The organism is Pseudomonas sp. PB101 (genome assembly GCF_009764265.1).
Classification (GTDB): domain Bacteria; phylum Pseudomonadota; class Gammaproteobacteria; order Pseudomonadales; family Pseudomonadaceae; genus Aquipseudomonas.
The window spans coordinates 17807-39131 of sequence record NZ_RWIR01000075.1 but is presented as its reverse complement, the minus strand read 5'-3'; the positions used below and the strand labels follow the sequence as shown (position 1 = coordinate 39131).

Sequence of the window (21325 nt, the reverse complement as noted above, 5' to 3'; positions counted from 1 at the left end):
ACTCCCCGCAAGCGTGCCGTTGGTCAGCTACCCGTCACCGGGCACGGCCCTCCTGCATCGGCCCAGCGTTTGAACTGGGTGACGAAGACATCGTGCGGCACCGGTACCGGTGCGCGATTACCCCCAGGATTCCAGCCCCACAGCACCAACTTGTCCTCGCTGACGTGTTTGATCAGCGCGGCGAAATCCCGATCGCCGTTGCTCGCGCGATCCTTGATCATCGCGCACAACCGGTCGGCCGGCAGGCCGATCCAGGCCATCCGCTGGGCTGCCGGCGGCAGGCTCCAGTGTGGCGCTCCGGGCGGCGCGTGGGGACCGTAGCTGGCGGGCGGGTTGCCTTGCGCATGGCACGTCGCACAGGGCAAGCCGGCCGAGCCCTTGCCGTCCATGCCGCGCACGACATTCATCGCGTGGGGCACGCCGGCATCGAATTGGAGCGGCGCATCCCCGGGGATGTGGCAGTTCTGGCAACGCGGGCTCTGGAAGACTTTCTGCACGGTGTCGAACGCCTGCAAGGCCTCGCGGTCATCGGCGAACACGTGCGATGCATAGGCGAAGAGACAGACCAGGACCACCGTCCCGAGCAACCAATGATGGCGTTTCATCTCACACCCCCGACAGCTGCAACGGCAGCTCGCGCAGACGCTGTCCGGTCAGGGCGAACACTGCGTTGGCCACCGCCGGCGCCGTCGGTGGCACGCCGGTTTCGCCGATGCCGCCGGGCTTGTCGCTGCTGGGCACGATATGCACTTCGACCACCGGCATTTCGTTGAGCCGCAGCACCTGATAGTCGTGGTAGTTGGACTGCACCACTTGCCCGTCCTTGATCGTCAACTTGCTGTGCAAGGCAAAGCCCAGGCCGAAGGTGATGCACGACTCCATCTGCGCGGCGATGCTCTTCGGGTTGACCGCGATGCCGCAGTCCACCGCACACACCACCCGATGCACGCGGATGGCGAGGTTTTCCTGGGACACCTCGGCCACCTGGGCCACGTAACTGCCGAACGATTCATGCACCGCCACCCCCAGCGCATGGCCATCGGGCAGCGGTGCCTTCCAGTCGGCCTTCTCTACCGCAAGGTTGAGCACGCCGAGGTGACGCGGATGCTCCTTGAGCAAGGCGCGCCGATATTCCACCGGATCCTTGCCCGCCGCCGTGGCCAGTTCATCGATCAGCGACTCCATGACAAACGCGGTGTGGGTGTGCCCTACCGAACGCAACCACAGCACGCTGATCCCGGTTTTCGGGGAGTGCAGTTCAATCTGGTGATCGGCCAGGGCGCCGATGTAGGGGCTGTCGGCCACGCCTTCGACGGAAGTCTTGTCGATCCCGTCCTTGACCATGCTCGCTTCAAGCGAGGTCCCGGCCATGATCGACTGCCCGACCAGCACATGCTTCCAGGCCAGTGGCAGGCCGTCAGCGCCCAGCCCGATGCGCGCATGGTGCAGGAACGCCGAGCGGTAATAGCCGCCACGAATGTCATCCTCCCGCGCCCACACGGTTTTCACCGGTGCACCGGCGGCCTTGGCGACGTACACCGCTTCGCTGACGAAGTCCGAGGTCGGGTTGGCCCGGCGCCCGAAACCGCCGCCGAGAAACTCGGTATGGATCTGCACCTGTTCGGGTTTGAGCCCGGTGATTTTCCCGGCGATCATCTGGTCCAGGGTCTGGAACTGGGTGCCGGTCCAGATTTCGCATTTGTCCTGGGTGATGCTCACGGTGCAGTTCAGCGGTTCCATCGGCGCGTGGGCCAGGTAAGGCACGCTGTATTCAACGTCGATGGTCTTGGCCGCTTTCGCCAGCGCAGCCTGGGTATCGCCCGCCTTGGCGACATTCAGGCCGGGCGTGGTGGCCAGTTTGCGGAAGTTTTCCAGCAGTGCCCGGCTGTTGAGCCCGGCGTTCGGCCCCGGATCCCAGTCGATTTTCAGCGCATCGCGCCCCAGCTTCGCCGCCCAGTAATGATCGGCAATCACCGCGATGCCCGTCGGCACCTGCACCACTTTGTGCACGCCCGGAATTGCCAGCGCCTCGGCGCCTTCGAAGGATTTGACGCTGCCACCGAACGTTGGCGAACGGGCAACCATCGCCGTCATCAGCCCATCGAACTGCACGTCCATGCCGAACTTCGCCCGGCCGGTGATTTTCTCCGGAGTGTCCAGACGCTGGGTGGGTTTGCCGATCAGCCGCCAGTCTTTCGCCTCCTTGAGCTTGATCGAGGCAGGGTCCGGCCGTGGCAACTGCCCGGCGGCGTCGGCCAATTCGCCATAGGTGGCGCGATGCTCACCGGCGATCACCACGCCCGACTCGGTGCGGATCTCGGACGGCGCGACATTGAAGCGCTTGGCGGCCGCGTCGATCAGCATCAAGCGCGCGGCGGCGCCGGCCTGGCGATAGCGGTCGAATTCCATCCAGGTCGAGGTCGAGCCGCCGGTGATCTGCATCCCGCCAAAGCCAGGCAGGCCATAATCGGCGGCGGATGCCGGGGAATGCTCGACGCGGATTTTCGACCAGTCGGCATCGAGCTCTTCGGCAATCAGCATGGTCAGGCCGGTCCAGATGCCCTGGCCCATCTCCGAGTGCCCCAGCAACACGGTGACGCTGTTGTCATTGCCGATGCGCAGGAAGGCGTTTGGCGCAAACACGTTGCCCTGGTTCTCCGCACCCATGGCGAACCGGTGAGCGCCGGGCATGGCAAACGCCACCACCAGACCGCCGCCCAGCAACGCACTGCCCTTGAGGAAACCACGACGCGATAATGCATTGATCCTGTTCATGGCCGCCTCAACCCAGCTCGGCGGCGCGCTTGACCGCCGCGCGGATCCGCGGGTAAGTGCCGCAGCGGCAGATGTTGCCGGACAGCGCCTGATCGATGTCGCTGTCAGTCGGCTGCGGAATTTTCGCCAGCAACGCCGCGGCCGACATGATCTGCCCGGACTGGCAGTAACCGCACTGGACCACGTCGAGCTCCGCCCAGGCCTGTTGCACCGGGTGCGAGCCGTCCGTCGACAGGCCTTCGATGGTGAGAATCTTCTGTCCATGGGCGACGGCGGTCGCCGGTGTGATGCAGGAACGCAGCGGCGCGCCGTCGACGTGGACGGTGCAGGCCCCGCATTGGGCCATGCCACAGCCGAACTTGGTGCCGGTAAGGTGGGCGACGTCGCGCAAGACCCAGAGCAGCGGCATGTCGGCGGGGACATCCAGCTCCTGATCCTGGCCATTGATGTTCAGGGTCAGCATGGCGCAATTCCTCAGACTCACGGTGATCTGAAGGGGCGTCGCTGCGGCCTTGTCCAACCTGCGCGCGCCTCGGGTTATCCCTTCAGCTAAGCGCAGATTTACCGCCAGGCCGTGGTGCATCGACCACCGGTCATGCAAAGGCCGCCTCGATGGGCGGCCATGGAAGCGCTCGCTAGAGCCTCGGCCCCAACAAAATGCCGGTGTAGCGCCCGACAAACAGCGCAAACGCGCCACACCACAACAGCGCCGACAGCGCCAGGCCATAGCCGAAGAACGGCACCAGCCACACGCGACACGCCCCCGCCAGCATCACCAGGGCAAAACCCGCAACGATCGCCTTCGACGGCTGCAACAGGCGCCCGGTATGCCCCAGGCCGACCCGCGCGATCATCGCCAGAATCAACCCGCCGATACCGCCGACGGCCAGCGCATGGGTGGCCAGGCTTTGTTGCGGCAACCAACCCAGGTGCCAGAGCGCCATGGCCAGCGCCGCCACCGCGAGCCAGGCGTAGGCCAGGTACAGCGACCACAGCAGCGGCACGCGCCACAGGCCAGGGTCATGCCAACGCCACAGGCGCAGCAGATGCAAACCGCTGATCAACGCAAACAATAGCGCCAGCGATATGCGCGGAACGTCGTTCAAGCCGGCGGCAAAGGACACCGCCGCGAGCATGGCGCTGACCAGCAGCACCTTGCCCGGCAACGGGTGCGCCGCAGGCGTTGGCGGACGGTTCAAGCCGCGCTGGATAAAGAACGGGATCACCCGCCCGCCGATCACGCTCATCAGCGCGCCCACCAGCCACAAGGCGCTCAGCACGCCATGCCGCTGCAGATTGCCGTCATCAACGGCCAAGCCCAGCAACGTCAATGCCTGACATCCGGCCAACAGCGCCACCATCAACAGAATCGGATAATTCTCGCGCTTGCCCGCAGCCAGCAGATCGCGCCCCAGCACCCACGCCAGCAGCGGCAGAAACGGAGCCTGCAAGGCCAGTAGCAAGAGCGCGGGCAGCGGCAGGCACCAGGCCAGCCGCGCCAGCAGCCACACCAGCATCAGGCCGATCAGCGGCCAGCCCTTGAGCGCCGGCCGGCCGGTCCAGTTGGGCACCGCCGTCAGCAGGAACCCGGCGATGATGGCCGAGGCAAAGCCGAAGGGCATTTCATGTCGATGCCAGGCCAGCATGCCGCCCAGCGGTTGCGCACCGGGTAAACGGCCATACAGCCACACGGCCCAGATTGCCACGGCGAGGCTGGCGAACCCGGCCCCGGCGAGAAAGAACGGGCGAAAGCCCAGGCTGAAGAGCGGCGCAACGGCAAGCCGGCGCATCAAGCCACCACCCGGACCGGGCCTCGGCTCAGGCGGTACTGGGAAAGCAGGCGCATGACATAGCCGATTTTCAACAGGGTCGGGCCGATAATCGTCATGGCGTGCAGGCTCACCAGCACGACGATCGACAGATGTCCGTCGTAGAGATAGGCCCCGTAGATGCCGGCCAGCAGCATCGCCAGACCCGCGCCGAGCACGTGGCTGGACAGTTGAAGGACGTTGCGGGGGTTGCTGAAGAAGTTGAACATGGTGGCGTACTCCTGATGGCGTTCAGTTGTACGTTGCCTGCTTCATGTTTCGTGCCAGAAAATACTCCCTTGTAAATCAATGACCTCAAGAAATAAGAGTCTATTTGACTCGAGCACAAAATAGTCTTTATGACTCTATATGGAGTCATTAAGACTGCACACCCAATCAAAGCCCGCTCGGGCCTGATAAAAGCAAACCAATATCATTTGCACAGTCATAGGCCTTTTGTTTTAATCGCGATCAATTCTTATTTACGCGGGTGAACGGATCACCCATGGACATGTACTCACGATGACGGCTGCCGACTCCTCCAGCGTCCAGAACCTCTATGCCAGCCACCACCACTGGCTGCACGAGTTGCTGCGCCGACGCTTGAACAATGCGTTCGATGCCGCCGACCTGGCCCATGACACCTTCATCCGGGTGCTCAAGCGGCCTCAGGTGTTTGACGGGGAAACCCACGAACGCTCTTATCTGGCGACCATCGCCCGTGGCCTGTGCATTGACCACTGGCGTCGTCGACAGCTGGAACAGGCGTGGCTCGAGACCCTGGCCGCACAGCCCCAGGCCGTCCAGCCCTCGCCGGAGCAGCGGGCGATCATTGTCGAAACCCTGTACGAAGTGGATGCCATGCTGCAGCGCCTGCCCCAGCGGGTGCGTGAGGCGTTCATCCTGGCGCAGGTGCATGGGCTGCCCTACCGCAACATTGCCGAGGAAATCGGCGTGAGCGAGCGCATGGTGAAAAAGTACCTGGCCCAGGCCCTGATGCATTGCGCAATGCTCGAAGCCGAACTCGACGGCCTGCTGATTCAATGACCCGCGCCGCCACGAACGCCATCAGCCATGCCAGCCTCGAACAGGCGGCCAGCTGGTACGTGCAGCTCAACGATCAACAGGTCGGCGAGCAGGAGCGCGAGCATTGGCAAGCCTGGCTGGCGCAAAGCGGCGAACATCAGGCTGCATGGCACTACGTCGAGCGCGTGAGCCAGCGCTTTGCCGCGCTACAGGACAATCATCAACAGGCGGCCGGCCACGTGTTACGCAACAGCGGTCGCGCTTCCATCAGCCGCCGCCAGTCGGTCAAGAGCCTGCTGATCCTGGTGGCGGGCGGCGGGCTCGGCTGGAGCGCATGGCGGCAAAGCGCCCTGCCGCTGACCCTGTCCCGCTGGACCGCCGACCTCGCCACCGGCACCGGCGAAACCCGCGAAGCACGGCTCAGCGATGGCAGCCGGGTCTGGCTCAACGCCCTGAGTGCGCTGAATGTGCAGTTCGACAGCGTCCAACGGTTACTGCTGTTGCAGGCCGGAGAAGTGTTGATCGACACCGCCAAGGACACCAGTCGTCCGCTGCTGGTGCAAACCGCCGAGGGCCGGATGCGTGCGCTGGGCACGCGTTTCAGCGTGCGCCAGGAGGACCGGCAAACGTTGCTGAACGTCTACGAAGGCGCAGTCGAAGTCCGCACTCCCCAGGGTCAGGTGCAGGTGATCAAGGCCGGACAACAGCTGTGCTTTACGCAAAACCACCTGCCTGCAGCGACCGCTGCCTCGGCCGGCCGCGAAGCCTGGCACCGAGGCCTGTTGCTGGCGGACAACCTGCCATTGGGGCAGTTGCTCGAAGAGCTGAGCCGTTACCGTCCCGGGCACCTGGGATGTGACCCGGCAGTGGCCGGGCTGCCGGTCATGGGTTCGTTCCCGCTCAAGGACACCGACCAGGCCTTGCGCCTGCTCGAAGCGGCATTGCCGGTGCGGGTGCACAAGACGCTGGAATGGTGGGTCAGCGTCGGCCCGAAAACCTGATGAAGGTTTTTTCTGGCGCAGCGGTTCCCTTTTGCCTTTCTCGTTCGGTTAATTCTTCAAGCACTTCGAATGCCGAATGATCCGACTCCCGGGAACTCCATGCCGCGCGCCACCCTGACCCGCAACCGCTTCGCCGTGCATCCGCTGGTGCTGGCGCTGGCGATTGGCGTACCGGGTATGCAAGTGGCGCCGGCTCATGCCGGCCCCCTCGTCAACCGCGAACAACCCGACAGCCAGGCACGCCATTACGCCATTGCGGCCGGATCGCTGGTCAGCGTCCTCAACAGCTTTGCCGAACAGGCCGGGATTTTTCTCGCCGGGCACAATGACCTCGCTGCCGGCAAACGCAGCCCTGGCCTCAACGGTGTCTACAGCCGGCAGCAAGCCTTGCAACGCCTGCTGCAAGGCAGCGGCCTGCAAGCGCAACGCCAGGGGGACGGCGGCTACGTGTTGCACGCCGTTCCTGTCGAACAGGGCGCACTGGAACTGGGGGCGACGAATATTTCCGGGCAGGCTCCCGGGTCCATCAGCGAGGACTCCCACGCCTACACCATCGGCTCGACGTCTTCAGCCACCGGCCTGCCGCTGTCCCTGCGCGAAACGCCGCAATCGGTCACGGTCATCACTCGCCAAATGATGGACGACCAGGGCGCCACCAGCATCGTCGACGCCCTGCGCCGCGCTCCCGGCATCAGCGTGCAGAACTACGACAGCGAGCGCTGGGAGTTTTCCAGCCGGGGCCTGCCGATCACCAACTTCCAGTACGACGGCGTCAATACCGACTACGACGGCGTCTATGACTACGGCACCACCAGCACCGACATGGCCCCCTATGACCGCATCGAAATCATCAAGGGCGCGACCGGCCTGATGACCGGGGCGGGTGATCCCTCGGCGACGGTCAACCTGATTCGCAAGCGCCCGACCTCGACCTTCAAGGCCTCGGTCAGCGGCACCGTCGGCTCCTGGGACAACTACCGCAGCGAAGGCGACATTTCCGGCCCGCTGAGCGCCAGCGCCAATGTCCGCGGGCGTCTTGTGGGCGTCTATCAGGACCGCAGCGCCTACGTCGATCACTACCGCAACACCCGGGACATCGCCTACGGCATAGTCGAGGCCGACCTGACCCCGGACACCCTCGTCACCGTCGGCATCGACCAGCAAGACACCCGCTCCCGGGGCGCCAGCTGGACCGGTTTCCCGATGTACTACAGCGACGGCTCGCGCACCGATTTCTCCCGTTCCTTCAACCCGGCCACCGACTGGAGCCGTCGTGATTTCACCAACCAGACGCTGTTCGCCAAGGTGCAGCAGCAACTGGCCAACGACTGGGCGCTGAAGGTCAGTTACGACCGCAAGCACCGCCAGCACGATACCTTCCTCGCCTCTGCCAGCGGCGGCAACCCGGCCCCGGTCAGCGGTGAAGGCATGTTCATGTACATGGGCAGGTTCAAGGGCGACCAGGTGCAGGACAACATCGACGTCAACCTGAGCGGTCCGTTCACGCTGGCAGGCCGCGAACACCAACTGATCATGGGCTTCATGTCGATGAATACGCGCCAGGACATCCCGGTGTACGGCTCGGTGTACCCGCCGGTGGACGGCAGCATCTTCGACTGGCGCGGCGAGTTTGCCAAACCCGAGATCCCGCGGGTGGGCAGCGACGACATCGTCCAGCGCCAGACCGGCGCCTACCTGGCCACCCGGCTCAAACCCGCCGATGACCTGGCGCTGATCCTCGGCACCCGTGTCAGCAACTTCAGCGGACACGACGACCTGGACTACAGCGACCCGCAGACCGCCGACCTGCGCGACAGCTATCACCAGAGCGGTGTCGTCACGCCTTACGCCGGGCTGGTCTACGACCTCGATGACACCTGGTCGGTGTACACCAGCTACACCAGCATCTATCAGCCGCAAATGAGCAAGGACGCCAACCGGCAACTGCTTGATCCGGTGCAAGGCAAAAGCCTTGAAGCGGGCATCAAGGCCGAATACTTCGACGGACGCCTGAACGCCAGTTTCGCCCTGTACCGCATCGAGCAGGACAACATCGCCGAGTATGTCAGCGGCGTGGATACCGAGTCGGTGTACCGCGCCGTCCAGGGCGCCACCACCAAAGGTTTCGAGTTCGAACTGGCCGGCGAATTGCGCGATGGCTGGAACCTGTCGGCCGGCTACACCTACAACCACACCCGCGATGCCAAGGGTGACTACGTCTACGGCTCGGTGCTGCAAACCACTGCACCGCAACAGGTGGTGCGAGTCTTCAGCACCTACCGCCTGCCAGGGGCGTGGGACGGGCTCACCGTCGGTGCAGGCGTGAGTTGGCAAAGCGAATTCTTCGGCAACGTGTTCCGCCCCGACCCCGCCGACAGCGTGAACTTCGGTCATGACACCACGATCACCCAGCCGGGCTACGCCCTGGTAGACGCGATGGCGCGCTATCGCTTCAACGAGCACCTGAGCACCACACTGAACGTGAAGAACCTGTTCGATAAAACCTACTACACCGGGCTGGGCAACTTCGGCACCGGGTTTTACGGCGAACCGCGCACCCTGCAACTGACCACCCGCTGGGCGTTCTGAGCGCCCCCCTGAAACACCCCGTTTGGCGATCTACGGTACTGCCGAACCCATTCAGGCTGGCTACGCTGTAATCCAGCATGCATAACCTGCCGAGGAGTGCCCGCCATGCAACGTGTACAAAAACTCACGCCCTGCCTGTGGTTCGACGATCAGGCCGAAGAGGCGGCGAAGTTCTATTGCTCGATCTTCGACCATTCGAAAATCACCGCCATCACCCATTACGGCCACGCCGGCTTCGAGTTCCACGGTCGGCCCGAAGGTTCGGTGATGACCGTCAGCTTCGAGCTCGACGGGCAGAGTTTCACCGGCCTCAACGGCGGGCCGTTGTTCAAGTTCAGCGAGGCGGTGTCGTTTCAGGTCAATTGCCTGAGCCAGGAAGAAGTCGACCATTACTGGGGCAACCTTTCGGCCGGTGGCGCACCCGAGGCCCAGCAATGCGGTTGGCTCAGGGACAAGTTCGGGCTGTCGTGGCAGATCGTCCCCGTCGCCATGATGGACATGATCAAGGACCCCGACACGAAAAAATCGCAACGGGCCATGCAGGCGATGATGCAGATGAAAAAACTCGACATCGCCACACTGCAACGAGCCTTTGACGGCGAGAGCTAATACACTCGGGCACTGACCTGCCGAGGACCGAGCATGAAGCACGCCGTAGCCAAGAACGCCGACCAGGCCCCGCGCTTCTGGCGCGATGACGCCCTGCCCTTCATCGAGGCCCGTTCCATCGCCGACGGGCGCGAAGTCTGCTACACCCGGCACGCCCACGAGCACTTTTCCATCGGGGCGATCACCGCCGGGCGCAGCACCTATCTGCATGAGCAGTCGGCCTTCGAGGTCGGCGTCGGCACGGTGGTGCTGATGAACCCCGGCGACGTCCACGCCTGCAACCCGATCGAAGACCAGCCCTGGTCGTACCTGATGTTGTACGTCGATACGCCGTGGCTAACCGACTTGCAGCACCAGCTCGGGTTCAGCGATGACTCGGCGTTTCGCCGTTTTTCGCTGACCCATACCCAGGACGCCAGCCTGTTTGCCGGCGTGGCGGGCTTGTATGAGGTGTTGGTCGATCCGCGGCAGGATGTGCTGCGCAAACACAGCGTGGCCGTGGAGTTTTTCACTGAAGTCCAGTTGCGACTCAACCCGGTCGATCAGCCGCTGCGCGAACCCAATTTCAAGCTCGAGCGTGCCGCCGATTACATCCGCGAACACTGCACGCAAACCCTCAGGCTCGAAGACATCTGCGAGGCGGCGCAACTGTCACCGTCCTACCTGATCCGCGCCTTCAAACAGCATTACGGCATGACGCCCCACGCGTTCCTGGTGAACCGGCGCATCCAGTTCGCCCGGGATCAATTGCGCAGCGGCAAGCTGATTGCCGACGTGGCACTGGAAGCCGGGTTCGCCGATCAGGCGCATTTTCAACGGGCGTTCAAACAGCATTTGGCGGCGACGCCGGGGCAGTATCGCGGCTGAGGCATAGGCTGAATCTGTGGTTTGGTTGAGTCTGTGGTGACTGCCGTTACGGCAACAGCAGATACACCGCACTCACCACCAACAGCAACGCCATCGCGCGATTGAACAATCGCATCCCCGCCGGGTTGTTCAGAAACCCACGCAAAAACGTCCCGGCATACGCCCAGCACCCCACCGACACATAGCAGATCACCAGATAGATCGCCGCGAACTGCCAGACCAGGCGTGCTTCGCCATCGGCGACGAACGCACCCATGCCGGCCACGCAAGCCAGCCAGGCCTTCGGGTTGAGCCACTGCATGATCGCGCCATACAGCATCGACGGGGCTTGCGCCGAATCACTGGCTTGCACCTGCCCATTGTCAGCCGCCAGCTTGAACGCCATGTACAACAGGAAAGCGACACCCGCCCATTGCACCACCTGTGTCAGTGCCGGCCACTGTTGCAACAGCTCATGCAGGCCCAATCCCATCAGCACCAGCAGCAGGACAAACCCCAGCGTGGCCCCGGCCACATGACGCTGGCTGGCCCTGAAGCCAAAGCGCGCGCCGGAACTCAACGCCACGATATTCACCGGCCCCGGCGTGATGGACGCGACCAGCGCAAACGCCGCCATGGATATCATCAGACTCATTGCACACCTTCTTCCATCGAGTTGAACAAGGCCCTCAAGGTAATGAGCCAGCCGGCTCGCGTATTGAACAAAACTCCCCTGTCTCGCTATGAGTAGTAATCCACGACACTTTTCACTTTGGCCAAGGCCAGACGCAGCGAGTCCATGTCCACCGAACCCAGCGCCAGGCGTATCGCGTGGGGCACGTGAGCCGAAATGGCAAAGGGCTCGGCCGGCGACACCGAGACCTGCTCGCGCATCAGCGCCATGGCGATCTGGTCGGCCCGGGCGTCTTCGGCCAACGGCAACCAGATGAAGTAGGAATTGGGGTGACTGATGGTCTTGAGCCCCGCAAGCACCTCGCGGGCCAGGGCCTGCCTGGCCTGGGCGTCCGCACGCTTTTGCGCCTCCAGCTGGCCGACGGTGCCATCGTCGAGCCAGGCCGTGGCGATGGCGGTCATCACGCCGGGGGTGTTCCAGGTGGTCGCCATGATGGTGCGCTCGAAGGCGGCGACCCATTGCGCCGGCGCGGCAATGAAGCCGACGCGCAGTCCGGTGGCGACATTCTTCGACAGGCCCGAGACGTACACCGTTCTCTCCGGCGCCAGCTCGGCCAAGGGTGGTGGTACGTTTTCGGCGAGGAACGCGTAGGCGGCGTCCTCGATGATCGTCAGGTCATGCTGGCGCGCTATCGCCACCAGTTGCTCGCGCTGAGCGGCATCCATCACCCAGCCCAAGGGGTTGTGCAAGGTCGGCATCGAGTAAACGGCCCGCACCGATCGGCTGCGGCAGAGTTTTTCCAGCGCGACCAGATCAGGTCCGGTGTCCGTGACCGGAATCGGCAAGACTTCCAGATGCAGGCTCTCGGCCAGGGTCTTGAAACCGGGATAGGTCAGCGCATCGGCGGCGATCACATCACCGGGCTTGAGCACCGTCATCAGCGTCACCGCCAGGCCATGCTGGGCACCGCTGACGATCAACACCTGTTCGGCCGGCACGTTGAGCCCGCGCTGGACCAGATGGCGCGCGACCGAGGCCCGCTCATGCAGGCGTCCCGCGTGGGGCTGATAACGCAGGAGCGCCTCGAGGTCACCGGACAACGCCAGCTGCCGCAAGGCATTGCGCAACAGGTCGGCCTGGCCGGGCAATGACGGGTAGTTGAAATTCAGGTCAAGCATCCCCGCCGCCACCACATGCTGGGAGATGCCCTGCCCCGGCGGCAGCGAAGTTTCCCGAACAAAGGTCCCGCGTCCGGTTTCGCCGCTGACCAGTCCCATGCCCTCGAGTTCGGCATACACCCGGCTGGCGGTGACCAGCGCCAGACCGTGCTCGGTTGCCAGTTGCCGGTGAGTCGGCAGGCGCGTGCCGGGCGGCAGACAGCCGGAACGGATGTCGGCGGCAAAGGCATCCACCAGGGTTTTATAGCGCGATCGTGGCATGTCGAGATGTATCCATGACAATTTTTTGATTGTATCGATAGTCGCTCATACGATGGGCTTCGTGCAATCAGACAATGAGCGTGAGCCAAATGGAACGGACCTCGAACCTGCAACAGCGGACGCTGGAGAACAGCACCAGCGGCTGGATCAACGGCCTGATCGGCGTGGTGATTTTCAGCGGCTCGCTGCCGGCGACACGGGTGGCGGTGCTGGAGTTTGACCCGGTGTTCCTGACGGTCGCGCGCGCGACCATCGCGGCAATACTCGCGCTAGGCCTGCTGTGGCTGTTCAAGGAAAAACGCCCGGCGCGCCAGCAACTGATACCGCTGATCATCGTTGCCCTGGGCGTGGTCATCGGCTTTCCCCTGTTGACCGCGCTGGCGCTGCAATACGTGACATCCGCGCACTCCATCGTCTTCGTTGGCCTGCTGCCCCTGGCAACGGCGGTGTTCGGCGTGCTGCGCGGCGGCGAGCGGCCACGGGCGGCGTTCTGGATTTTCTCGGTGCTGGGCAGCCTGCTGGTGGTCGGGTTTGCCCTGTCCCAAGGGCTGACCGCGTCCCCACAAGGCGACATCCTGATGCTGCTGGCGATCCTCGCCTGCGGCCTGGGGTATGCCGAAGGCGCGAAGCTGTCGCGCACCCTCGGTGGCTGGCAGGTGATTTGCTGGGCGCTGGTGCTGTCGCTGCCGGTCGTGGCGCTGCTCAGCTGGATGCGCATGCCGGCTTCGTTCAGCGGCATCAGCCTGCCGGCCTGGTTCAGCCTGGCTTACATTTCGCTGTTCAGCATGCTGATCGGCTTCGTGTTCTGGTATCGCGGGCTGGCCCAAGGAGGGATCGCCGCCGTTGGACAATTGCAGCTGCTGCAGCCGTTTTTCGGGCTGACCCTGGCCGCCACCCTGCTGCATGAGCATGTCAGCGTCGGCATGCTGGGTGTCACCGTTGCCGTGATCCTCTGCGTCGCCGGGGCGAAAAAATTCGCCAGATAACACCTGATACGGTGGTTCAGGCCCATGACTGTATGGGTCTGCTCTCAGCCTGGCTGTGATAAAAATAGCGCTCTTGCTACAGGAGCCGATCATGGACCTCGCCACCCTCACGCTGTTTCTGCCGGCCTGCTTCGCCCTCAACATGGCACCCGGCCCCAACAACCTGTTGTCGGTCAGCAATTCGACCCGCTATGGCTACCGCACCGCGTGCGTGGCCGGCATCGGCCGGTTGCTGGCGTTCGCTGGGATGATTGCCCTGGCCTCGGCGGGGCTGGCGGTGGTGCTGCAGACCTCCGAGCTGTTGTTCTACGCGATCAAGATCCTCGGCGCGGCGTACCTGTTCTACCTCGCCTGGCAATTGTGGCGCGCCGATCCTGGCGTCGAAAACGTGGTCAGCACCGCGCCCGTTGGCACGCTGGCACTGGCCCGACAGGAGTTCCTGGTGGCGGCCGGCAACCCCAAGGCGATCCTGATCTTCACCGCGTTCCTGCCGCAATTCGTCGACTCGACCCACGCCATTGCGCCGCAGTTCGTGGTGCTGGGCGCGCTGTTCCTGGTGCTGGAGTGGATCGCCATCGGCGCCTATGCCTACATGGGCCTGCACATGCGTCGCTGGTTCGCCAGGCCGTCGGGCAAGCGGATGTTCAACCGCTGCTGCGCCGGGTTGTTGTCGGCAGCGGCATCGGTACTGCTGATGGCCAGACGCGCCTGAAATGTTGGTAATCAGTGTGGGAGCGAGCCTGCTCGCGAAAGCGTAGTGTCATCCAGTATCGAGGTGACTGGCACGCCGCCTTCGCGAGCAGGCTCGCTCCCACAGGGTACTGCCTGCAATGAACGAAATTCGCTGTCGATTTTCCGGTGGAGACCACCCCTGACGCGATCTATGCTGCGCCCATGAACCTACAAAAAACGCTGCTCCCGCCCCGCACCGAGATGGTTCGCGCCATGCTCGAACGAGACACCTCCTACGAGGGCGTGTTCTTTACGGCGGTCAAGACCACAGGCATCTTCTGCCGCCCCGGCTGCACCGCCCGCAGCCCGAAGCCTGAGAATGTCGAGTTCTTTGCCAACGCCCAACAGTGCCTGGCGGCGGGCTACCGCGCCTGCCTGCGCTGCAAACCACTGGACACCGCCGCCAGCGCGCCCGACTGGGTGCAGACATTGTTCAAGTCGGTAGACGCCGACCCGGAACAGCGCTGGACCGACGCCCAGCTACTGGCCGCAGGCATCGAGCCGCTAAAACTGCGGCGCTGGTTCAAGCAGCATTTCGGCATGACCTTCCACGCCTGGCTGCGCGCCCGGCGCCTGGGCATGGCATTGGGCGGGATCAAACAGGGCGACTCCATCGACGCCGTCGCCTTCGATTCCGGCTACGAGTCCCTGAGTGGTTTCCGCGATGCCTTCCAGAAGTCGTTCCACATCACCCCGGGCCGCGCGGCCAACAGCGAGCCGCTGCTGTTCACGCGCCTGACCACACCGCTGGGGCCGATGATCGCCATGGCCGAACGGCGTGGGCTGGTGCTGCTCGAGTTTCTCGACCAGGCATCGCTGCCCCCGGAGGTTGAAGCGCTGCAAAACCGTTTCGGTTATGCCGTGGCACCGGGGCACAACGTGCATTTGCAGCAGATCGAGGCGCAATTGTCCGAGTATTTCGCCGGCACGCTCACCGAGTTCAGCGTGGCCTTGCACATGCCCGGCAGCGAGTTCTCGCGCCGGGTCTGGGCGGAACTGGCGAAGATCCCCTACGGCCGGACCACCACCTACGGCGCCATCGCGGCGATCCTCGGCAAGCCCGGTGCCAGCCGGGCGGTGGGCCTGGCCAACGGGCATAACCGCTTATCGATTGTGGTGCCCTGCCACCGGGTGATCGGCGCCGACGGCTCGCTGACCGGCTACGCTGGAGGCCAGCCACGCAAGGCGTTTCTGCTCAGGCTGGAGAACGCGCCGGTGCAGCTCACGGAGCAGCTGGCGCTCTGAACCCCCACGTCTTTTTCAAAAGGAAGGAAGCTCGATGGACAGGCTCGACAATCAACTGCACCAATTGCATCAGCAGGGTTTGCTGATCCTCACCAACGTCGCCGATGCCGCCGGGGCGCGACTGGTGGAGCAACTGGGCAACAAGGCCGTGGCCACCAGCAGCGCGGCGGTGGCCTGGGTGCATGGTTATCCGGACGGCAATACCCTGCCCCTTGAGCGCCTGGTCTCGACCGTCGAGTCAATTGCCCGGGTCATTTGTGTGCCGCTGACCGTGGACATCGAAGCCGGTTATTCCGATGACCTGGAACGCGTGGCACAGGTGGTTGACGCGGTGATCGCCGCCGGCGCCGTCGGGATCAACATCGAGGACGGTTCCTCGCCGCCGGAGTTGCTGGTACGCAAGATTGAAACCGCCCGCCAGGTGGCCGAACGGCGCAACGTCAACCTGTTCATCAATGCACGCACCGATGTCTACCTGCGCGGCCTGGTGCCTGCCGAAGATCGCGTCGCCGAAACCCTCAGACGCGCCGCGCTGTATCAGGCGGCCGGGGCCAACGGCCTGTTCGCGGCCGGCGTTACCGCCGAGTACGAGATCAAGGCGCTGTGCCACGGCACCTCGCTGCCACTGAATGTGCTCGGGCTCCCCGGCCTGCCGTCGCCCGAAGCACTTGAAGTACTCGGCGTTCGTCGCCTGAGCGCCGGGTCGGGCATCGCCGAATTCCTCTACGGCGCCATGGCCGGCATCGCCAAAAGCTTTCTGCAAACCGGCAAGTTCGACAGCCATGACCTGAAGGCGTTGACCTATGGCGAAGTGAACGCCCTGCTGAAACCGTCCGGGAAAGCCTGAGCCCATGTCCGACGGCTATCTGGCCGCCAGCCGGTTCCTGGCCGCCATCGATGAAGACTGGCGCCGCCACATCGACACCATCGGCCCGTGCCTGCACCAACCGCATCCGGCGCGTGATCCGTATGAGTCGCTGGTGCGGGCGATTGCCTATCAGCAACTGCACGCCAGGGCCGGCGATGCGATTGTCGGCCGCCTGCTGGCGCTGTTTGGTTCGGGTGCGTTTCCCCGGCCCGAGCAGATCGTCGCGACTGATTTCGACCGGATGCGCAGTTGCGGGTTTTCCGCGAGCAAGATCGCGACCATCCAGGGCATCGCCCAGGCGTCGCTGGACGGCGTGGTGCCGGATTACGCCACGGCGCTGGCCATGGACGATGAAGCGCTGATCGAACGGTTGATCACGTTGCGCGGCGTCGGTCGCTGGACCGTGGAAATGCTGCTGATCTACAGCCTGGAGCGGCCGGATATCCTGCCGGCCGATGATTTTGGCGTGCGTGAGGGTTATCGACGGCTCAAGGGGCTGGACGTGCAGCCGACGCGCAAGCAGATGATCGAGATCGGGTTGGGGTGGAGCCCGTATCGGACGGTGGCGGCCTGGTATTTGTGGCGGGTGCCTAACAAATAGACCGCGTTATCGTTCATCGCGGGCAAGCCCGCTCCCACAGTGTCCGAGTCGTACACAAAATATATGTATGACGCTGACCTGTGGGAGCTGGCTTGCCAGCGATGGCGTCAGACCAGATAACACTACAACCCCGACTTCAACCGACTGAACGCCCGGATCAACGCCCGGTTGAACGCCTTGCCATTGTCATTCTTGCTGTACAGCGAAGCCTTGACCGCCGCCGGCGGGTACGTCCCCGGATCGTTGCGAATCGCCGGGTCGACCAAGGCATCCGCCGCCGTGATCGCATTGGCGTAATGGATGGTGTCGGTGATCGGCGCGATCACCTCCGGGGTCATCAGGTAGTCCATCAAGGCAAGACCAGCCTTTGGATGCGGTGCGTCCCTGGGAATGACCATGGCGTCGAACCAGATCAGCGTGCCCTCCTTCGGAATCCGGTACTTGAGCGAATACGGCTTGCCCGCGGCCTCGGCCTGGCCTGCCGCGATGCCCACGTTGCCGTTCCACGACATCGCCACGCAGGTGTTGCCGTTGGCCAGGTCGCTGATGTTCAGGTCGTTGTCGAAGTAGCGAATGTACGGCCGAATCTTCGCCAGTTGCTGTTCGGCCAGTTTCAGGTCGTCGAGGTTCTGGCGGTTGATGTCCAGCCCCATGTATTTCATGACCGCCGCAAACACTTCGTTGGGATCGTTGAGCAGGCTGACGCCGCAATCGGCGAATTTAGAAACCACGGCCGGGTCGAACAGCATGGCCCAACTGTCGGTCGGCGCGTCGGGCAGGCGCTGCTTGACCGCCTCCTCCTGATAGCCCACGCCCGTGGTGCCCCAGGCGTAGATCCCGGCATAACGGTTGCCCGGATCGAACACCGCCATGTGCTGGCGGAACTCCTCGCCGACGCCGGCAAAGTGCGGCAGCTGCTGCTTGTCGACCGTCTGCACCGCGCCACTCTCGATGGCCCGGGACAGGTGCTGCCCCGCCGTCAGCACCAGGTCGTAGCCACTGCGACCGGTGAGCAACTTGGTCTCGACGGTTTCCAGGGAGTCAAAATGATCGGCCACCACATGGATGCCGGTTTTCGCTTCAAAATTCTTCAAGGTGTCGGGGGCCAGGTACTCGCCCCAGATGTACAGGTTGACCACCGGCTTGGCAGTATCGGCGGCCTGCACACACAGGGGTGCAAGCACCAGCAGTATTGCTTGAGTCAGTTTGTGCAGGCCCATGGTTACACTCCTTTGCCCGCGTACTGCGGCATGGTGATGCACGCGACGTTGCCGCCGCCGAGAAGGATTTCCCGGGAGTTTTCGATACCGACGATGCTGTGCTGCGGGAACAGCTCGGCCAGGGTCGCCATCGCCACCTTGTCGTTGCGATCACCGAACAGCGGCACCACGATGGAGCTGTTGCCGGCGTAGTAGTTGATGTACGACGCGCAGATTTTCGTCCCGGCCTGGCGGGTATGGGTGCTGTCCTGCTGGTCCAGGCCTTCGGCTTCTTCGGCGGTCCACTCCAGCACATCCGGCTGCGGGAGCTTGTGCACGATCAACTCGCGGCCACGACTGTCACGAGTGCTGCGCAGGATGTCGTAGGCCTCCTGATAGATTTCCCACTGCGGGTCGTCGCGGTTGTCGGTCCATTGCAACACCACTTCGCCGGGACGCACGAAGCACGCGAGGTCGTCGACATGGCCATCGGTTTCGTCGAACTTGCAGCCCCGTGGCAGCCAGATCACCTGCTCGGCGCCAAGGTAATCGGTCAAGCGGCGGGTGACTTCGTCCTTGCCCAGATGCTGGTTGCGATTGCGGTTGAGCAGGCACTGTTCGGTGGTGAGGATGCTGCCCTGGCCGTCGCTCTGGATGCCGCCCAGTTCGGCGATCAGCGGCGCGCGATAGCGGTCGAAGCGTTCGATTTCGAGGATCTTGCTCGCGATCTGGTCATCCTTGTCCCACGGGTAGTACAAGCCACCGTCGAGGCCGCCATAGGCGTTGAATTCGAAGTCGACGCCGCGCACTTCGCCGCTCTGGTCGTTGACCACAAAACACGGGCCGCTGTCGCGGAACCAGGTGTCGTTGCAGGTCATTTCCACCACGCGCACTTGCGGCGGCAACTGCCGGCGTGCGGTGGCGAACTGGGCCGCCGAGGCGCACACGGTCACCGGTTCGCTCATGGAAATCGCGGTGACGATCTGCACCCAGACTTTCTGCGCAGGCTTGGCACCGTTGCGCCACACGTCAGTGCGCTCCGGCCAGCCGAGCCAGCAGCCGGACTTGGCTTCGAATTCGCCGGGCAGACGGAAACCGTCCTGTTTGGGGGTGGTGTCGAGCAAACGGGCCATGGTCAAACCTCTTCAGCAGGGATTGGAATGACCACAGGCTAAGGGCGTTGGCGCCTGGCTCGCCAACGATGAATATTACGGAATACTTGAATTCAACTCATCAATCGAGCAACTGATCGTTGAACCATTCCAGCATCTGCGCCACCGCCGGACGTTCCAGCCGCACCCGTTCGCACACCAGCGCGTATTGGCCCAGGGCGGTCATGCTGGACGTGAATGGCCGGACCAGGCGACCGCTGAGCAAATCTTCCTGGGCCGTCAGGTTGTCGCCCATGGCCACGCCCTGCCCTTGCGCGGCGGCTTCCAGCGCGAGCCCGGCGTGGGCGAAATACAGCTGCCGGTCGGGGCGCTGGTCGCCGGCATGGCTGGTGAGCCACGCGGTCCAGGTCTTGCCGTCCTGATCGTCGTGCAGCAGGCAATGGCGAACCAGGTCTTTCGGGGTTTTCAGCGAGCCCTGGTTGAACAGCCCGGGGCTGCACACCGGGAAGAACTGTAGCGCCGGCAGCGGCCGGACGAAATACGCGGAGCTGTCCACGGGACCGGTGCCGTAGGTGATCGCCAGGTCGATGTCCTCCCCGGGCGCCGTGGCGTCGATCGGTTGCTCGTACAGGTGCAAGGTGATGTGCGGGTAACGCGCGTAGAAATCCGTGAGCCGGCTCATCAGCCACTTCTGCGCCAGCTCGGCGGTGACCGCCAGGCGCAATACCGCCAGGGATGAAGGGTCGCGCAGTTCATCGCAGGCCTCGCCAATCAGCTCGAAGGCTTGTTGCAAGCTCTGCATCAGGCGCCCGGCGGCCAGGGTCGGGCGAATCTGCCGGCCCTCGCGCACGAACAGCGATACACCGAGCTGCTCTTCGAGCTGGCGAATCTGATGGCTGACCGCGCTGTCGGTGACACACAGCTCGGCCGCCGCACGGCCGAAATGGGCATGGCGGGCGGCGCATTCGAAGGTGCGCAGGGCTGCCAGGGAAGGTAATCGTCGCATTGGGTTTTGATCCCGGTTTTTTAGGGGGCCATGCTGACTTGGCCGTTGGTGGGCGTCCAGTGGGACCGTGTAATCGTTCTTCGCGAGCAGGCTCGCTCCCATAGGGGATTGCATTCCAAATGTGGGAGCGAGCCTGCTCGCGATGAGGCCAGCCCATTCACCACCAACCCACCTGCCCATCACCTTCCCTTATGGAGCATGACATCCACCCGCACCCGGCGCATGTTGATGCCTCAACCGGAGGGATTCGCCATGCTCGACACACTCAAACAGATCAACTCGACCTCGGCCTTCAACCGCTGGGCCGGTTTCGAAGTGACCCGCGCCGAAAGCGGCGAAGCCGAACTCACCCTGGCTTTTCGCGCAGCCGACATGGCGCAATACGCCGGCTTCCTGCATGCCGGCCTGATTGGCGCGATGCTCGATACCGCCTGCGGCTTTGCCGCCGGGACGGTCGCCGGCAACGTATTGGCCTCGCATTTCTCGGTCAATTGCCTCGCGCCTGCGGTGGGTGAAGTGTTCGTCGCCCGGGGCCGCGTGCTGAAGGCCGGCAAGAAGCAGGTGTTCGCCCGCGCCGAGCTGTTCGCACAAACCGGCGATCAACTGAAACTGGTGGCGACCGGCGACGCGATTCTGGTGCCTGTCCAGTAGCCGCGACGGTCCAGGTGCAGCCCGGATCAGCAGTTCGATCTGTACCCCGAAGAATCCATCGCCCAGTGGCATGAGCGTCTCGGCCTGACCCGCTGAGAATAATTATCAATTTTTTTCGCACAACGGTTCCCCTTTGCGTTTTTCGTTCGGTTAACCCCTCAGAAGCACTTCAACTACCGATCGATTCGATGCAAGGGA

General features: G+C 63.8%; 21 protein-coding genes and 1 pseudogene. 12 read left to right on the top strand and 10 right to left on the bottom strand.

The annotated features are described in order from the left end of the window. Nucleotides 1-23: 23 nt before the first annotated feature. From EI969_RS23100 to EI969_RS23080, 5 genes are all read right to left on the bottom strand, one after another. A complete protein-coding gene (locus EI969_RS23100) occupies nt 24-605 on the bottom strand; it encodes a hypothetical protein (RefSeq protein WP_160389807.1) in 582 nt (193 codons plus the stop codon). 1 nt (nt 606) lies between these two features. Beyond that, entirely contained in the window at nt 607-2775 is a 2169-nt protein-coding gene (locus EI969_RS23095; RefSeq protein WP_160389806.1) for a xanthine dehydrogenase family protein molybdopterin-binding subunit, read from the bottom strand. A 7-nt stretch (nt 2776-2782) separates the two neighbouring features. Next, nucleotides 2783-3238: a (2Fe-2S)-binding protein gene (locus EI969_RS23090; RefSeq protein ID WP_160389805.1), complete on the bottom strand. Its 456-nt coding sequence runs from the start codon at nt 3236-3238 to the stop codon at nt 2783-2785. Between the two features lie 172 nt (nt 3239-3410). Further along, nucleotides 3411-4565, bottom strand: coding sequence for an NnrS family protein (locus EI969_RS23085; RefSeq protein ID WP_160389804.1), 1155 nt, complete (start codon nt 4563-4565; stop codon nt 3411-3413). Beyond that, nucleotides 4565-4813 carry a transmembrane sensor/regulator PpyR gene (locus tag EI969_RS23080; RefSeq protein WP_160389803.1) on the bottom strand — a complete coding sequence of 83 codons (249 nt, stop codon included), beginning with the start codon at nt 4811-4813 and terminating at the stop codon, nt 4565-4567. Before EI969_RS23080 ends, EI969_RS23085 begins: the two co-directional genes overlap by 1 nt. 292 nt (nt 4814-5105) lie before the next feature. Between EI969_RS23080 and EI969_RS23075 the strand changes: the two genes are divergently transcribed. From EI969_RS23075 to EI969_RS23055, 5 genes are all read left to right on the top strand, one after another. Beyond that, complete coding sequence (locus EI969_RS23075; RefSeq protein WP_150718350.1) at nt 5106-5630, top strand: sigma-70 family RNA polymerase sigma factor; 525 nt, start codon at nt 5106-5108, stop codon at nt 5628-5630. Then, nucleotides 5627-6610 carry a FecR domain-containing protein gene (locus tag EI969_RS23070; protein WP_160389802.1) on the top strand — a complete coding sequence of 328 codons (984 nt, stop codon included), beginning with the start codon at nt 5627-5629 and terminating at the stop codon, nt 6608-6610. Before EI969_RS23075 ends, EI969_RS23070 begins: the two co-directional genes overlap by 4 nt. A 177-nt stretch (nt 6611-6787) precedes the next feature. After that, nucleotides 6788-9199 carry a TonB-dependent siderophore receptor gene (locus EI969_RS23065; protein ID WP_371926016.1) on the top strand — a complete coding sequence of 804 codons (2412 nt, stop codon included), beginning with the start codon at nt 6788-6790 and terminating at the stop codon, nt 9197-9199. A 105-nt stretch (nt 9200-9304) separates the two neighbouring features. After that, nucleotides 9305-9808: a VOC family protein gene (locus EI969_RS23060; RefSeq protein WP_160389800.1), complete on the top strand. Its 504-nt coding sequence runs from the start codon at nt 9305-9307 to the stop codon at nt 9806-9808. Between the two features lie 33 nt (nt 9809-9841). Beyond that, nucleotides 9842-10675, top strand: coding sequence for an AraC family transcriptional regulator (locus tag EI969_RS23055; protein ID WP_160389799.1), 834 nt, complete (start codon nt 9842-9844; stop codon nt 10673-10675). A 46-nt stretch (nt 10676-10721) separates the two neighbouring features. Here the strand turns inward: EI969_RS23055 and EI969_RS23050 are convergent, their stop codons facing one another. Both EI969_RS23050 and EI969_RS23045 read right to left on the bottom strand, forming a co-directional pair. After that, the gene (locus tag EI969_RS23050; RefSeq protein ID WP_150718355.1) at nt 10722-11309 is read right to left on the bottom strand and encodes a LysE family translocator; all 588 of its coding nucleotides are present in this window, start codon (nt 11307-11309) and stop codon (nt 10722-10724) included. Between the two features lie 86 nt (nt 11310-11395). Continuing rightward, nucleotides 11396-12727, bottom strand: coding sequence for a PLP-dependent aminotransferase family protein (locus EI969_RS23045; RefSeq protein ID WP_160389798.1), 1332 nt, complete (start codon nt 12725-12727; stop codon nt 11396-11398). 89 nt (nt 12728-12816) lie between these two features. Here EI969_RS23045 and EI969_RS23040 point away from each other — a divergent pair, with 89 nt between their 5' ends. The 5 genes from EI969_RS23040 to EI969_RS23020 all read left to right on the top strand — a co-directional run bounded on the left by EI969_RS23040 (nt 12817) and on the right by EI969_RS23020 (nt 17159). After that, nucleotides 12817-13713 carry a DMT family transporter gene (locus tag EI969_RS23040; protein WP_160389797.1) on the top strand — a complete coding sequence of 299 codons (897 nt, stop codon included), beginning with the start codon at nt 12817-12819 and terminating at the stop codon, nt 13711-13713. 91 nt (nt 13714-13804) lie between these two features. Next, a complete protein-coding gene (locus EI969_RS23035; RefSeq protein ID WP_160389796.1) occupies nt 13805-14425 on the top strand; it encodes a LysE family translocator in 621 nt (206 codons plus the stop codon). Nucleotides 14426-14607: 182 nt separating this feature from the next. Further along, a complete protein-coding gene (locus EI969_RS23030; RefSeq protein ID WP_160389795.1) occupies nt 14608-15690 on the top strand; it encodes a bifunctional transcriptional activator/DNA repair enzyme AdaA in 1083 nt (360 codons plus the stop codon). 34 nt (nt 15691-15724) lie between these two features. Beyond that, nucleotides 15725-16537: an isocitrate lyase/phosphoenolpyruvate mutase family protein gene (locus tag EI969_RS23025; protein WP_160389794.1), complete on the top strand. Its 813-nt coding sequence runs from the start codon at nt 15725-15727 to the stop codon at nt 16535-16537. 4 nt (nt 16538-16541) lie between these two features. Further along, nucleotides 16542-17159 (top strand): DNA-3-methyladenine glycosylase, encoded by a 618-nt coding sequence (locus EI969_RS23020; RefSeq protein ID WP_160389793.1) that lies wholly within the window; start codon nt 16542-16544, stop codon nt 17157-17159. Between the two features lie 122 nt (nt 17160-17281). Here the strand turns inward: EI969_RS23020 and EI969_RS23015 are convergent, their stop codons facing one another. The 3 genes from EI969_RS23015 to EI969_RS23005 all read right to left on the bottom strand — a co-directional run bounded on the left by EI969_RS23015 (nt 17282) and on the right by EI969_RS23005 (nt 20476). After that, complete coding sequence (locus EI969_RS23015) at nt 17282-18379, bottom strand: extracellular solute-binding protein (protein ID WP_160389792.1); 1098 nt, start codon at nt 18377-18379, stop codon at nt 17282-17284. Between the two features lie 2 nt (nt 18380-18381). Further along, nucleotides 18382-19491 carry an agmatine deiminase gene (gene aguA / locus EI969_RS23010; RefSeq protein ID WP_160389791.1) on the bottom strand — a complete coding sequence of 370 codons (1110 nt, stop codon included), beginning with the start codon at nt 19489-19491 and terminating at the stop codon, nt 18382-18384. 100 nt (nt 19492-19591) lie between these two features. Beyond that, nucleotides 19592-20476, bottom strand: a complete 885-nt coding sequence (locus EI969_RS23005; protein WP_160389790.1) for a LysR substrate-binding domain-containing protein — start codon at nt 20474-20476, stop codon at nt 19592-19594. Between the two features lie 252 nt (nt 20477-20728). Between EI969_RS23005 and EI969_RS23000 the strand changes: the two genes are divergently transcribed. Together EI969_RS23000 and EI969_RS22995 are read left to right on the top strand one after the other, a co-directional pair. Next, nucleotides 20729-21127 (top strand): PaaI family thioesterase, encoded by a 399-nt coding sequence (locus tag EI969_RS23000; RefSeq protein WP_160389789.1) that lies wholly within the window; start codon nt 20729-20731, stop codon nt 21125-21127. Between the two features lie 24 nt (nt 21128-21151). Further along, nucleotides 21152-21223 (top strand): annotated as a pseudogene (locus EI969_RS22995) (GFA family protein); the annotation flags it as partial. Nucleotides 21224-21325 lie beyond the last annotated feature (102 nt).